The following is a 13,155-nucleotide window of genomic DNA, read 5'->3' as shown; positions in this document are numbered from 1 at the left end:
GTAAAACCGCCTATCGTCTTCTTCATCAAGATCAAATCAGAGGAACTTTTTGATCATCCAGGCAGGATTCAAGGCACAAAACTTTGTCTGCTTTCTTTATATTTGAATAACCGGTCTGATCATTGGTTCCTACACTGTGAACTTCCAGCGAGAGAGCGCCATCCGCAAGCACAGATTTCTTAAATAAATGAATTAACTGTTCCTTGGTTACCGAGTTAACGGCTTCAGCTAAAAGCTTGGTTTCCTGAAAGTCATAATCCTCATCAAGAATAGCTCTCCAGTAACGATTAGAGCGTTCACCAAGATTTCTATCCTTGGCTGCAAGCCGATGAAGCAATGATTCCTTTAATGTATCCAGCTTCTCTTGTTCCACCTGCTGAATGACAGCCAGTTGATCATGTAAAAACTCATAAATTTTACTATTCAATTCATCCGGACCGGCAACCGAAGACTGAACCATAAACGTCAACCCAGGGCGATCATTAACGTGATACGACCTTGCCGAAACGGAGTAGCCCAACTGCTGATTGGTTCTTAACTCTGTAAAAAACTCAGGCCCTAGCAAGTCTGCCAACAGACTGAACTGAGCATTAGCTGTACGGCTGTTTTCACTTCCCTGAAAATAGAGAAATGAAACCGAATCCGTATGGTCTACCTCCAAAGGAATAAGAAGAGTATCCACATTGCTTAAATCATAAACAGAAGTCCGAACGGAGCTGCCAGGCCTATCAATCAGACGGCTGGCTGTATCAGCCATAGCAAGAGTATGCTCCCGGGTAACATTACCGTGTGCGAACACCTCCAAATGAGCTTCACTCAAAAGCTGATTTTTAAATTGACGAATATCTTCCAATTTAATATTTTTTAGGGCTGCCAATTCCTGTTTATCACTGTACATTCGTGGGTTCAAAGTGTCCCTAAAGGAATAGGAAACCTGCGTCATCGGCTTTGAGAGGCTATAGTTTTCAAGATCTTTTTTTAATTTCTTCTTTTGACGTCTAAAGTCAACCTCAGTTAATTCTACAGTTTCCCAACCCGAAACGAGCATCTCCAGGAGCACAGGTTGCTTGTCACTATAACCGGACATTCCTAGATAAACACCTTCACTTGTCCCTGATATCGTTCCCCACAAGCCAGCATAACCAGCCGGATAAAAGTATTTGTTAATCTGACGGGCGACCATACCAAAAAGAATCTGCCGCTTCATAACACTTGCAGCTGAGTCACTGGCCAGAGGTGATGAAAACTTCATGTGGATATTACTGGTTGGCACATGAAAAGTAGCATCCTGCAGATGCCAGACTCTTAAACCAGGCTTTTCGAGAAGCAGCTCTGGAACCGTTTGCCCCTCCTTTTCCATGGAATATAACTCAACACTCTCCGGAATATAGGGATTAGATTGAGGTAAAGATAATTCGGGCTGAATCTGAGGGTTCTCCAGGCGCTTCATCAACTTATTATCAAGTGCTTCAATGCTATACCGAACATCATAAAATGGCTCCACACGATCAAAACTTTGATCCTTTGCAGCAACATACATTCGGAGGTTTTCAACCGTCAAATTCTCAAGATACTCCCGTATTAACCCCTCATCGAAATGCTTAAAACCATAGCCAACATCTACAACCCTATGGGGTGGATAGTGATTAAGCCGATATGAGAGTGCCTTAGCCAGAGAATAGGCACTCCCTTTTTGAGCAAATCGAAAACTAAGATCAGCCATTACAGCAGCTTCATCAAAGTGCTCTCGCTTGATCCCTTCTCGTCGTACAAGATCAATGTGATCGAAAACCAGAGCAACAATCTTATCTATTTGGTTATATCCATCATCTGTCAGCTCTATACCAATAGAAAACTCACTGAGATAATTTCCAATACCTGAGGTGTAAGCCTCTAGTGATTCGATAAGACCTTCTTCTTTCAATAAACTATGGAGACTCCCTGAGGCTTCATCCCCTAGATAAAAACCTAAAAGATACATCGGGCTTTCATCATAAAACTGTTGAGCTGGAGGCTGAGGAAAGTTAAGTGTCAAATAACGATTATCTTTTATCGGCTCGAAATTAATTCTCACCCCACGCTGCCCTGGTAGAAAAACAGGCTCATCAAGATTGAGTTCAGGAACATTCCCTTCAGGGAAGATTGAAAAAGACTCTCGAGCCCAGGCTTCAAGAGTAAGCAAAGATTCTTTTCCATAAACAACCGCACTCATATTACCGGCAACATAATAATTTTCGTAGAAGCTTTTGACATCTTGCAGAAGCTTGCCTGCCTTATTATCTAGAGTATCCAGTGACCCAACACCAAATTTTAAATAAGGATGATCAGGATTGGATGTTGCACCACTAATGGCACGACCTCTTCGGCTGTCTGATTTAAATTTTAATCGATATTCTGATTCAATAGCGTTTCGCTCACGCTCAACATACTCTTCGCTAAGAATGGGTTGCCCAATGGAATAGGCAAACCGGTCAAGAGATTCCCTTAAGCTGTCAGAATTAACAGAGAAATGGTAATTCGTATTTAAGTCCGATGTATAAGCATTTGAACCGCCACCATGATCTTCCACAAAGTGTTTATAACCGTCGATTTTGGGGTACTTTTCACTTTGGATAAATAGCATATGCTCAACAAAGTGTGCCAGCCCTGCTCTATCCTTCGGGTCATGCCAGTTTCCAACATTGACATCAATAGCGGCAGCGGCCTTATCGGTTTCAGGATCAGAAATCAGAAGCACCTTCAAACCATTTTCAAGTACAAGATACCGATAATCACGATCATCGTTGGGGCTTTTGATAATTTGTGCCGAGCTTTCTTGAATAGCACCTGTTGGCTCGGAATCAGAAGAGCCATTGAACCTTGCACAGCTTGTCAAAGTGACGGATGCCAAAATTGATAAAACGGTAAAACAAAGCCTTTTCATTATTAAATTAACATCCTTATTCATTTGCCGGTTAAAACCCGACATATCTCTTTTTTATTCAACAAAAAGACAACACCTTGTTGTCCTTATCCAACCATAACAATACAATCAGGCCTCATATCAAACCGCCTACAGAAGCTCGTTCCATAAGCGGCCATGATCAGCTTTTGGTTAAGCCGCTTTCCTTTCCAGCTTTCTTGCCAGCCATGAAAACAGCAACACCAATACCAGATATTCCAGAACCAGAATGGAGTATATCTCCATAGCCCTATATTCACTGATCTGCAGCTCATTAGCTCGACGGGTTAACTCCTGAACACCTATCACCGAAGCCAGAGATGACATCTTCAACATATAGACAAACTGGTTGGCCAGAGGGGGAATCATTTTCCGAATGGCCTGAGGGAGAATCACACAATACATTTTCTGGAAGTAGTTCAGCCCCAATGCTTCGGCCGCTTCAAACTGCCCCTTGCCAATCGCATTCACACCGCCCCGAAAAATCTCGGCATGGAAAGCACTTTCACAAATCGCCAATGCAATCACTGCTGCCGCAAAAGCCGACAGTTCGATTCCCGATACAATTGGCAGGCCGTAGTAAATCCACAGGATCATCACCAGCACGGGAATGGAGCGGAAGGTCTCTACATACACCCGGTTAAATGCCCGTAAAGGCTTGTGAGAGGAGAGCCCGGGCAGAGCAATAATCAGGCCCGCCAGCATGGCAAGAGTAAACGCCAGCAGACTGATACCCAGCGTATACAAGGCGCCTGTAGCCAGAAACTGAAGATTGATACGTCCGGATTCTGTTACCGGAGAAACAACATACCAGCCCCACTGATAGTCTGAAGAACAGCCAGACAAAGCCAGTGCAATAACGACCAGACACAAAGGGCGTAAAATAGAACTCAACATGAATAACATCTTTATTTTCATTTGTTCTGTCATGATACCTGCTTGAGGGCAGCAGCAAAAATCCGTTATGGTCTGGCTGATACCCTCAAATAATGAAAACGGATCATGATAAAAATATTTTCTCGTCTGGTGTTTTCTGCTCTGCTGGCGGTTCTGCCCCTGTCACAGGCTGTCGCTGATGGTTCCCGCCTGCACAGCATTCTGGAAAGTGGTGTTCTTCGCGTTGGCACAACCGGTGACTGGGATCCAATGTCCGTCCGCAACCCGGCTACCAATCAGTATCAGGGTTTTGATATCGATGTCGCCAAGGCTCTGGCAGAAGATATGGGCGTAAAGCTGAAACTGGTTCCTGCAGACTGGAAGACACTGGTCAACGGTGTAGTGGCGAATAAATACGATATGTCCACCAGCGCATCCATCAATATGGGCCGCGCCAAGGTTGCCGGCTATTCCCAGTCTTACTTCTCTGTGGGTACTGTGCCTTTGGTCCGCAAAGCAGATCTCGAAAAGTTTTCCAATTGGGACGATATCAACAAGGGTGATGTGAAAGTCGCCGTGACTCTGGGAACGGTGTTTGAACAGGAAGCCAAAGAGTATTTCCCGGCGGCAAGCTTGAAGGCTGTTGAAGCCCCTGCACGGGATTTCCAGGAGCTGCTCTCTGGTCGAGCCAACGTTGCACTGACTTCAAACCTGGAAGCTTCAAAACTGGTCGCCAAGTATCCTCAACTGGCCGTTCTGCCCTTCCCTCCGCGCAAAGCCAAGCCTCTGGCGATTCTTTTACCTCAGGATGATCAGGTATGGATTAACTACATTAATCACTGGATCACCTTCCGCAAAGCTCAGGGTTTCTTTACTGAACTGGAAGCTCGCTGGATGCCTTAACATTCTTGAAGACAGCCACTTGGGAATCACTTAAAAAGAGTGGCTGTCATTCACTCAGGTTTCTTCAGCAGGCCGAGCTTTCAAATCCACCAGCAACAGCACCGTAACAACCGCCATCAATAGCCCTATCCACGGTTCCATCAACGCCAGAAAAACACCTCCCATTAACATGGCACCAAACTCCGTATTTGTTCGTGCTTTGCTCAACGCCACATAAGTACAGGCAAATCCGGTGAGTGCGAGTGTTAAGACCAGCGCAACCGGCATCATCGGTTTAATACCCGTCACAACAGGCGTAATACAGAAAATCAATGGCAGCCCCAACAGATAATAGGAGCTGATACCATCGAAGAGGCTGCGAATTTTGTTTTTCTCTTCCCTAATGCGCTGAACAATCACTACATGAATACCCGTCCAGAGAATGCCCTGCGTAGGAAAGAAAGGAGCAATCACGCCCATCAGAAAATTACGTATCGCCATGCTCAAATGGGTACGGGAATGGTTGATATTTAACTCATCATCGGTCTTTTCTTTCGCCGCATCTTTCAGCAGAGCATCGCCCGTAACCAGATCACCAAAGAACAGCAGATAAGCAATCAAGGCAATGGGTAAACCATTAATAAACATCTCCAGGCTCGGCCACCCGATGGCAAAAGGAGAAACTTTGGCAAACAGGTCACCAAACGGGAGCAGATAAAATCCGGATTCAATTTCAAACGTCAGCTCACCGGTCAGACCACCCGCCAGCATTCCGATAACAAAGCCCGGCAAAAGACCCAATGCTGCGAGGCGGGCAACAAGTGGGTATTTCAGCCGCAACCGCTGCACAGGCTCAGAAAATGCCAGCAAAAGAGAAAGGCCAATAGCCACAGAGGCGGTTATCGGGTGTGAATTAAAAATATTCTTCTCTACAGAAAGATCAAACACCTTGATAAAGGCCGCCAGCCCCGCACCGAGAATCACCGCCCCTTTTAAGACATCGGGAATAATACGAACCAAACGGGCTCCAAGACCGGTGACACCCAGCACAGCCAAAAGGAAGGCAAAGTTTAGAGAAAGGGCCGTCATCAACTGAATACGTTCCGTTGGCGACTGGGAAGGGTCAGCCAGCACCAGCGTCATAACAAACGGCAATGCCGGAGTAATCCAGCCAGGGGCATAGGGCTCGCCAAATACCCACCAGGAAACACATAGCAACGTTGAGTGAAGAAAGGTCATGGCAACCGCTTCTTCAAAACTCAGCCCGAAGTAACCGGTTAATAAAGGCACCAGTGCCAGAGCCGTGGCTGCAGATACCAGGTTCCCTTGCAGAAACTCTCCCCAGCGTAAACGTGTGTGGATAAGTGGAATGCGGGTAGTGACGCCAAACCAGCGTATACCATTACTGGGCTCCGGACATTCCTGCCGGGAAGCCTGATCCTGAGTCTGTTGCATAGTCTGTTCTTATTGTTTTGATTAACCAGCCACTTTGATCATACGGAGGAAGCTCTACTTTGTGAATTCACCTTCAGGACAAGCAAAGGTCTGAACTGTCCATTCTTGTATTGCCGATACGCTATCTACTCATTTACCCATTCAAATATCGGCTTATTATTCAAATTAATTTTAATCCCCACTCTCTCACCAGCCAGCATCATGTTCTCACAGTCTCTTTCTGCCCAACTGGCAAGGATGACGGCTTTACTGATTCTCAGTTTGATAGCTGTCCATCATTCGCCCTTGTTTCTGAATACTCTGGCACAACAGGCCACCAGCGCCGGTTGCCATCAGGAAACCAGTCACTCTACCCAGACTCATCAGGTCATTCTTCCATGAGCATTTTCCGCTTTCCTCTTCTGGTCTGGCTGGGTATCGGTATTCTGATTACCAGTCTGGGTATCCGTCAGTCGTTCGGTATTTTTATGATGCCGGTGTCCGAACATTTTCAGACAGGCCGTGAATTTTTCAGTTTTGCAATTGCACTGCAGAACCTGCTCTTTGGTGTGTTCCAACCTTTTATTGGCATGGCCGCTGACAAATGGGGTTCCAAGAAAATTATTCTGGCGGGTGCGATCAGCTATGCACTGGGCTTGTATCTGACTTCTACAGCTTTGGCGCCGGAAACACTGTATCTCTCGCTGGGTGCACTGGTTGGTCTGGGATTAAGCTGCACCAGCTATGTGATTGTTTTAGGGGCTGTGGCGAAGGTTGTTCCTGCTGAACATGCGGCGAAAGCTTTTGGCCTGACCACGGCGGCCGGCTCTTTCGGCATGTTTGCCATGATCCCGGGCGCGCAGTCTCTGATGACTCAATTCGGCTGGCAGGGAGCCCTGCAAGCATTCGCCATGATGTGTACCGTGATGATCGCCTTTGGACTGTTTATGAAAACAGCACAGCCAAAGCAGCAGGCGGCCACCAACTCCGAAGATGAACAAACCCTGAAGCAGGCACTGCAAGAAGCCTTTGCCCACAAAGGTTACTGGCTGATCCATGCGGGTTTCTTTGTTTGTGGCTTCCACGTCATGTTTATTGCCACTCACCTGCCCAGCTATCTGGCAGATAAAGACCTGCCGACCGCGACTGCAGCCATGGCTCTGGCTTATGTCGGCATTTTCAATATCTTCGGTTCCTACTTCTGGGGCGTGATGGGCGATAAGTTCAGCAAGCGCCATGTGATGTCTGCACTGTATCTGTTGCGTACCGCTGTGATTGCGGCTTTTGTAACCCTGCCAGTCACGGAGCATACGGCCGCCCTGTTTGGTGCCGCAATTGGCTTTTGCTGGCTGGGAACGGTGCCACTGACTTCAGGTCTGGTAAGACAGATTTTTGGTGCCCGTTACCTCTCCACCCTTTACGGGCTGGTGTTCTTCACCCATCAGGTGGGCAGTTTCCTGGGCGCATGGGCTGGCGGTCGTATTTATGACTTCTACGGTTCCTACGATCCAATCTGGTGGTCTACTGTGGTTCTGGCTTTTGCCGCTGCCTTGATTCACCTGCCGATCAATGACCGCCCGGTGCCAAGACTCAGCCTCGCTATGGCTTGATTCGTTAATGCGAGTTTAAAAATTGCGTCCATAAAAAAGGCCTGAATCAAATCAGGCCTTTATTACACCACTCAAAAACTTACATAGAGGCAAAGTCTTTCAGCTTCTTGAGCGGACGAACCTTCACTTGAATTGATGCAGGCTTGGCAGCCACATCCATCAACTCACCAGGACGGAAGGGATTAGGGACATTCTTTTTGGCTTTCTGGGCCGGCTTTTTCTTGGTCACAATTTTCAGCAGGCCGGGAATAATAAATTCACCACAGCCACGCTTTTTAATATGACGTTCGATAAGATCAGTCAGCTCATCAAGAACGTTGCTGACGTCCTTACGACTGAGTTCGGTGTTTTCTGCGATCTCATTCAAGATCTGGGTTTTGCTGTATTTTTCTTTAATTGCTGAGCCAGCCATATTTTGTCTCCGGAGATGTCGTCCTAACATTGAAATTCCGAATTCTTCAGCGATGGGCTGACTAGCCCTCACATCCAAATGACCTGCTGAACCCTTAAAAGTCAGGATAAAAATATCCGACTCATTGAACTCTGTTTATATAAGCGCGCAGCGGAGACAACTGCAGGTCACGACAACAATAAAGCTAACATCCTGTGAAAACACCTGATCGCTTCCGATGCGATCACTCCGGATATTCCCTTCCGGAGATAAACTGAATACTACTCAGGATCCGACAGGCTTAACGGAAATATTTTCAGCCAAACCCGCTTACAACCTTTTTTCAGAAGCGGTTAAAAACCAATATAAACCACGTATTTTCGGCTTGCGAGTGTTTTTTAACCTATTTTTACCGATTAAAGTGATTTTCTACTATTTTTTATGCGCTGCATTGTTACACAAATATTGTGACGCACCGGCAATTCGCGTTAAATTACTATTGCAGTCCTTTATTTTTTCAATAATACCAACAACAGATTTGTGACATACACGGGACGGACATGTTTCTCTCAACACTTAAATTTCTGCAATTCATCACCGGTCTTATTCTGACCGTGCTGTTTTTTGCGGCACCTTCAATCACCCAATCACTTTACCCAAATGTTTCTCCTGTCGCTTCAGCCAGTGAGTTTTATACAGACAGCGCCCTGCTGATTATGCTGACCGGCGCCTTTGCCAACCTGCTGTCCGGCTGTTACCTGGCAACCTTGCCACCACCGAGAAAGCCTCTACAGGTTCTGGCCTCACTGGCTTTTCTGGCAGCGGGTATCCTTGCTGCGGCAAACGCGTTCGCCAGACTGCATGTTGACCCGGTTCTGGCCAATACTCCGCTGGTTACCCTCGGTCTGTTGATTTCCGGTCTGGTTCTGCACTTTATCTGTAACCTGCACCTCCTGAATCCAGCCAACAGCAATGCTGCCAAATCCGCACCTGTCGCGGCTCTGGAAAGCGGCCGTGAAGGCGGGATTGTTAAATGGTTTAATGTTTCCAAAGGATTCGGGTTTATTACCCGTGATTCCGGTGAGGACATTTTCGTACACTATCGGGCGATTCGCGGTGAAGGCCATCGGACTCTGAGTGATGGTCAGCGCGTACACTTTGTCGTAGCGAAAAAAGAGAAAGGTCTGCAGGCAGAAGATGTGGCGGTAGAACGCTAACAGCTATTTAAATCTTCCCAGATATTCGTGCCGGGCTCGCTGTTCACACAGCCCCGGCACAAAGTTTCTACCCTTTCAGATTCTGGTTTTCAGAATCCGGCTTCGGGATCAGTAGTGTGGTGGCGGGACGTTATCAGCATCCGCTTCACGAAGATTTGTGATCAATTCGCGCAGCTTGTCTTTGAGAAAATCCACCTCCCGTCTCAGGGAATCGATTTCACCCTGCTGTCTCGTGACAACATCATTGAGTTGCTGAAGGCTATCGTCCTGATAACTTAACTGTGTTTGCACTTCCAGAAGTTCATCTTTCATGACTCAACTCCACTGAACTCTTCATCGACGGGTTTCAGCCAGGTGGTAAAAACCGTGGCCAGACGCTGTTGAACCTGTGCAGCCTGCTCAGCGGAGTAAGGCACACGCTCCCCCTGCCCCCAGACTGGTCCGGGCCAGGCATCGTCCCCAGAGCGACGAACAACGATATGCATATGCAACTGGCGGACAATATTCCCCAGTGCAGCAACGTTCATTTTATCAGCCGAAAACACATCCTTGAGTTTTTCTGCAACATAACTGCTTTCTTTCAGCAGCTGGTGCTGATCGGAATCAGTGAGCTGAAAAACCTCTTCAGCACCCGGCACGCGCGGAACCAGGATGATCCAGGGATAACGGCTGTCGTTCATCAACAACATCCGACTCAGGGGAAAATCCCCGATCACAATACAGTCGCCAGCCAGTCTCTGGTCCAGTTGAAAGCCACTCACAGGCTTTACCCTCCATCCGGATCTGGGAAAACAGGCAATATACGCTTGTGCGGGAAGCCGACGCAATAAGACGCAATAAAAAGGGGAGCCAGCAGCTCCCCTTGTTTTACCGAAAAGAGAACAGATCAGAGAGTATCGGCATTCTCTGAGAGGTAGGAGGCCACACCATCAGGGTTGGCATTCATGCCCTTGTCACCCTTCTTCCAGCCGGCCGGGCAGACTTCACCGTGCTCTTCGTGGAATTGCAGTGCATCCACCAGACGAATCAGTTCATCCATGTTACGGCCCAGTGGCAAATCGTTAACGATCTGCGAACGAACAACACCGTTCTTGTCGATCAGGAAAGCACCACGGAAAGCCACACCACCTTCAGACTCAACATCGTAAGCCTTGGCAATGTCATGACGCATATCCGCTGCCAGCGTATAACGAACCGGACCAATACCGCCCTTATCGACCGGGGTATTCCGCCAGGCGTTATGGGTAAAGTGGGAATCGATGGAAATCCCGATCACTTCTACGCCCTTCTCTTTGAACTGGTCAATACGATGATCCAGTGCAATCAGTTCGGATGGACAGACAAACGTGAAATCCAGAGGATAAAAGAACAACAGTCCATATTTACCCTTGATGGAATCCATCAGATTAAATTCATCAACAATAGAGCCATCACCCAGAACCGCGGGAACGGTAAAGTCGGGCGCCTGCTTGCCAACAAGAACAGCCATGTTTTTACTCCTGTCATTTTTTGGGGAAAGTTATACCTCCCTGCACACATCCCCAGGAGAGGTAAGCACAAACCACTACATCATACACAGTCCACAGCGACTCGCCCACAAATCCGGATCATTGGCTATTCTTGCCGTGCATTAATGCAGGGGTTTGAGCACATTGATTCTAAAAAAAGAAGGCTTGGGCGCACTCAGGCTCGTGTTGGTCAGGGCGTTGGGCAGGTTATATCCAGGGGCTTTTGTAACGGTCATTTTTAGCTTGGTACTCACAGGGTTTTCTTGGCCTACTGTTGCCGATAGCGCTGATCAAAATGAGTTCACCATGCCGGATCTGGCCACCATGATCCGCATTGCCAGATCGGCCGGCGATATTGAAGCCGTGGCCGGTCAGCGTCACTATTCCGGGCATGCGGTGATTGAGTGGGATACAGAGAACCAGTCATTAGCTGATACACCGGTCTTTCATGCCTATGGCTTTGGTGGTGCCGGCCTGACTCTTTCACTGGCAACGGCTGAGTATGTTGCCGAGCAGACCGGGCCCGAGTTAGTTCGCACAATAAAGAACGAACAAGGCCTGCCTGAAAAACAGGAAGTGATTGTATTCGGGGCTGGTTATGTCGGAATCTTTTCTGCCTTGGCAGTTCGGGACTATCTGGATGCCCACCATGGCAGGGATATTCCGGTTAGAATTATTTCCCATGCCTTTCCCCGGGGTATATCAAGCCTGATTCCCACACTGCGGGAACCACAACTGAAGGATAATTACTCCAGCATGTGCGCCGGTGGCTGGGTGATGCCGGTCTCTATCGATCCCCATCCCAACAGCAAACTATGGTGCCGGCTGTTGAACCGAACTCAGGATCTGTGGCTGGAGTTTGCCAGTAAACCTCCGCTTAATACTGCTACTCATATGACCCGCAGTCTGGTGTTCTACGATCTGCACGCGGATCAGGACTTCTTTGAAGATAAATCCGGCATCCGCACTGTTAACCAGTCCTGCTCGCCTGCGCTGTATCCCGAACACCCCTTCGATAAAAGCTTCTTCCACCCGCCTTTGGTGCGTGAAGAGCATTCGCAAAACATTTCCAGTCAGCGCTATCCGGCCCATTATGATCAGGTCGTAGCTTTCGATAATGTTCTGCAGACTGACACCGTCTCGGTTTTACGACACTTCACCGATCAGCTGCTGAAAAAGAATATCACCGTCACCCAGACCCCCGAGCTGATTGAAAACTTTGACCAACTGGCCCACTACTTCAGCCCATCCACCAAGACCACAATTATCAATACCAGCGGCCACGGCGCCTGTTCGGTGTTTGGCTGCCGGCAGGCCACGCCGGTTCGGGGCGATCTGGTCATTCTGAAAATGCCGGTTGCCCAGCTGACCGAGAATATCCGGCAGGCCAGCCGCTATGCGTTCTGGGCCGGGGGAACCAACTATGTGTTTTTCCGTTATTCTCTGGACGGCCAGTGGCTGGAAGTGGTGATGGGCGGGACTTTCCTCAAGGAGGACAGTGATCTCAATCTGCGGCCAGACACCATCCGCACCATTATTAGCTTCTGGCTGGACTTTTTCCATGGCCGTGAAGCCAGACTGGCAGCTGAGGGCACCCGCGAAGAGCTGATACGCTCAGTGGTGGATAAAGCTCACCCTCGCACCATGAGTCTGGATATCAGGCAGAAATAAAAAATCCCTGTTCTGCGCTCCGGCAAAACAGGGATTTTTAGAAACTCAGAAGCAGGCTTATTCGGCCTGTTCAGCAGCCGCCTTGATCAGCTTTTGCAGTTCGCCCTGTTCGTACAGGTCGCTGATAATATCACTGCCGCCTACCAGCTCACCCTGAATCCACAGCTGTGGGAAGGTTGGCCAGTTTGCATATTTTGGCAGGTTGGCACGGATATCCGGATGAGACAGAACGTCAACATAAGCAAAGCGCTCACCACAGGCAGACAGCACCTGAATAGCACGGGCAGAGAAGCCGCACTGGGGCATGCGTGGAGATCCCTTCATAAATAGCAGAATCGGATTGTTTTCGATCTGCTGCTTGATTTGTTCCATGACCTCTTCGGACATCTGGACACCTCAACTTACGGTTCGATTTCCGCGCAGTATACATGAGCCTCGTAACAACAGAAATCCCGTCTGGCAGTACCAAAGCCCGGAATCCCATCTACACTCCTGCCCCAGAAAATAATCTGTGCCGCATCAACGGAGTGCAGGGATTAATATGCGCACAAGCTTGATAACAAAATCAGCAGGATACTTCTGCGTTTATAGCTGCCCAATCAGAATGCTGCAGGCTGTTCTGGTT

At 48.2% G+C, this 13,155-nt stretch carries 12 protein-coding genes; 4 read left to right on the top strand and 8 right to left on the bottom strand.

Going from position 1 to position 13,155, the window contains the following annotated elements; genetic code table 11:
- Positions 1–31: 31 nt before the first annotated feature.
- A complete protein-coding gene (locus tag EHSB41UT_RS18930) occupies positions 32–2,947 on the bottom strand; it encodes an insulinase family protein (protein WP_165767331.1) in 2,916 nt (971 codons plus the stop codon).
- 147 nt (positions 2,948–3,094) lie between these two features.
- Positions 3,095–3,838 (bottom strand): amino acid ABC transporter permease, encoded by a 744-nt coding sequence (locus EHSB41UT_RS18925; RefSeq protein ID WP_207626706.1) that lies wholly within the window; start codon positions 3,836–3,838, stop codon positions 3,095–3,097.
- A 105-nt stretch (positions 3,839–3,943) separates the two neighbouring features.
- On the opposite strand from EHSB41UT_RS18925, the gene EHSB41UT_RS18920 reads away from it, so the two are divergent.
- Positions 3,944–4,720: a transporter substrate-binding domain-containing protein gene (locus EHSB41UT_RS18920; RefSeq protein WP_087112429.1), complete on the top strand. Its 777-nt coding sequence runs from the start codon at positions 3,944–3,946 to the stop codon at positions 4,718–4,720.
- 54 nt (positions 4,721–4,774) lie between these two features.
- Here EHSB41UT_RS18920 and EHSB41UT_RS18915 read toward each other — a convergent pair whose 3' ends face one another.
- Positions 4,775–6,154 (bottom strand): permease family protein, encoded by a 1,380-nt coding sequence (locus EHSB41UT_RS18915; RefSeq protein WP_207626705.1) that lies wholly within the window; start codon positions 6,152–6,154, stop codon positions 4,775–4,777.
- A gap of 377 nt (positions 6,155–6,531) precedes the next feature.
- Here EHSB41UT_RS18915 and EHSB41UT_RS18905 point away from each other — a divergent pair, with 377 nt between their 5' ends.
- Positions 6,532–7,743, top strand: coding sequence for an MFS transporter (locus EHSB41UT_RS18905; RefSeq protein WP_087112427.1), 1,212 nt, complete (start codon positions 6,532–6,534; stop codon positions 7,741–7,743).
- A 79-nt stretch (positions 7,744–7,822) separates the two neighbouring features.
- Here the strand turns inward: EHSB41UT_RS18905 and EHSB41UT_RS18900 are convergent, their stop codons facing one another.
- Entirely contained in the window at positions 7,823–8,155 is a 333-nt protein-coding gene (locus tag EHSB41UT_RS18900) for an HU family DNA-binding protein (RefSeq protein WP_242667361.1), read from the bottom strand.
- A 539-nt stretch (positions 8,156–8,694) separates the two neighbouring features.
- On the opposite strand from EHSB41UT_RS18900, the gene EHSB41UT_RS25055 reads away from it, so the two are divergent.
- Positions 8,695–9,351, top strand: coding sequence for a cold-shock protein (locus EHSB41UT_RS25055; RefSeq protein ID WP_087112425.1), 657 nt, complete (start codon positions 8,695–8,697; stop codon positions 9,349–9,351).
- Between the two features lie 108 nt (positions 9,352–9,459).
- Here EHSB41UT_RS25055 and EHSB41UT_RS18890 read toward each other — a convergent pair whose 3' ends face one another.
- The 3 genes from EHSB41UT_RS18890 to EHSB41UT_RS18880 all read right to left on the bottom strand — a co-directional run bounded on the left by EHSB41UT_RS18890 (position 9,460) and on the right by EHSB41UT_RS18880 (position 10,840).
- Positions 9,460–9,663: a SlyX family protein gene (locus tag EHSB41UT_RS18890; protein ID WP_087112424.1), complete on the bottom strand. Its 204-nt coding sequence runs from the start codon at positions 9,661–9,663 to the stop codon at positions 9,460–9,462.
- On the bottom strand, positions 9,660–10,112 hold the full coding sequence (locus EHSB41UT_RS18885) for an HIT domain-containing protein (RefSeq protein WP_207626704.1): 453 nt from the start codon (positions 10,110–10,112) through the stop codon (positions 9,660–9,662). Before EHSB41UT_RS18885 ends, EHSB41UT_RS18890 begins: the two co-directional genes overlap by 4 nt.
- Positions 10,113–10,237: 125 nt before the next feature.
- Positions 10,238–10,840, bottom strand: a complete 603-nt coding sequence (locus EHSB41UT_RS18880; RefSeq protein WP_087112423.1) for a peroxiredoxin — start codon at positions 10,838–10,840, stop codon at positions 10,238–10,240.
- 325 nt (positions 10,841–11,165) lie between these two features.
- Between EHSB41UT_RS18880 and EHSB41UT_RS18875 the strand changes: the two genes are divergently transcribed.
- Positions 11,166–12,530 (top strand): hypothetical protein, encoded by a 1,365-nt coding sequence (locus EHSB41UT_RS18875; RefSeq protein ID WP_087112422.1) that lies wholly within the window; start codon positions 11,166–11,168, stop codon positions 12,528–12,530.
- Positions 12,531–12,587: 57 nt separating this feature from the next.
- On the opposite strand, the gene grxD is transcribed toward EHSB41UT_RS18875, so the two are convergent.
- On the bottom strand, positions 12,588–12,917 hold the full coding sequence (gene grxD / locus EHSB41UT_RS18870) for a Grx4 family monothiol glutaredoxin (protein WP_087112421.1): 330 nt from the start codon (positions 12,915–12,917) through the stop codon (positions 12,588–12,590).
- Positions 12,918–13,155 lie beyond the last annotated feature (238 nt).

This window comes from Parendozoicomonas haliclonae (assembly GCF_900174585.1).
GTDB classification, from domain to species: domain Bacteria; phylum Pseudomonadota; class Gammaproteobacteria; order Pseudomonadales; family Endozoicomonadaceae; genus Sansalvadorimonas; species Sansalvadorimonas haliclonae.
This window is presented reverse-complemented; position numbering and strand designations above follow the sequence as displayed.

Excerpts from the sequence above, each read along its gene's own strand:
- EHSB41UT_RS18930 (WP_165767331.1), bottom strand. The coding sequence starts at position 2,947 with ATGAATAAGGATGTTAATTTAATAATGAAAAGGCTTTGTTTTACCGTT.
- EHSB41UT_RS18925 (WP_207626706.1), bottom strand. The coding sequence starts at position 3,838 with ATGTTGAGTTCTATTTTACGCCCTTTGTGTCTGGTCGTTATTGCACTG.
- EHSB41UT_RS18920 (WP_087112429.1), top strand. The coding sequence starts at position 3,944 with ATGATAAAAATATTTTCTCGTCTGGTGTTTTCTGCTCTGCTGGCGGTT.
- EHSB41UT_RS18915 (WP_207626705.1), bottom strand. The coding sequence starts at position 6,154 with ATGCAACAGACTCAGGATCAGGCTTCCCGGCAGGAATGTCCGGAGCCC.
- EHSB41UT_RS18905 (WP_087112427.1), top strand. The coding sequence starts at position 6,532 with ATGAGCATTTTCCGCTTTCCTCTTCTGGTCTGGCTGGGTATCGGTATT.
- EHSB41UT_RS18900 (WP_242667361.1), bottom strand. The coding sequence starts at position 8,155 with ATGGCTGGCTCAGCAATTAAAGAAAAATACAGCAAAACCCAGATCTTG.
- EHSB41UT_RS25055 (WP_087112425.1), top strand. The coding sequence starts at position 8,695 with ATGTTTCTCTCAACACTTAAATTTCTGCAATTCATCACCGGTCTTATT.
- EHSB41UT_RS18890 (WP_087112424.1), bottom strand. The coding sequence starts at position 9,663 with ATGAAAGATGAACTTCTGGAAGTGCAAACACAGTTAAGTTATCAGGAC.
- EHSB41UT_RS18880 (WP_087112423.1), bottom strand. The coding sequence starts at position 10,840 with ATGGCTGTTCTTGTTGGCAAGCAGGCGCCCGACTTTACCGTTCCCGCG.
- EHSB41UT_RS18875 (WP_087112422.1), top strand. The coding sequence starts at position 11,166 with ATGCCGGATCTGGCCACCATGATCCGCATTGCCAGATCGGCCGGCGAT.
- grxD (WP_087112421.1), bottom strand. The coding sequence starts at position 12,917 with ATGTCCGAAGAGGTCATGGAACAAATCAAGCAGCAGATCGAAAACAAT.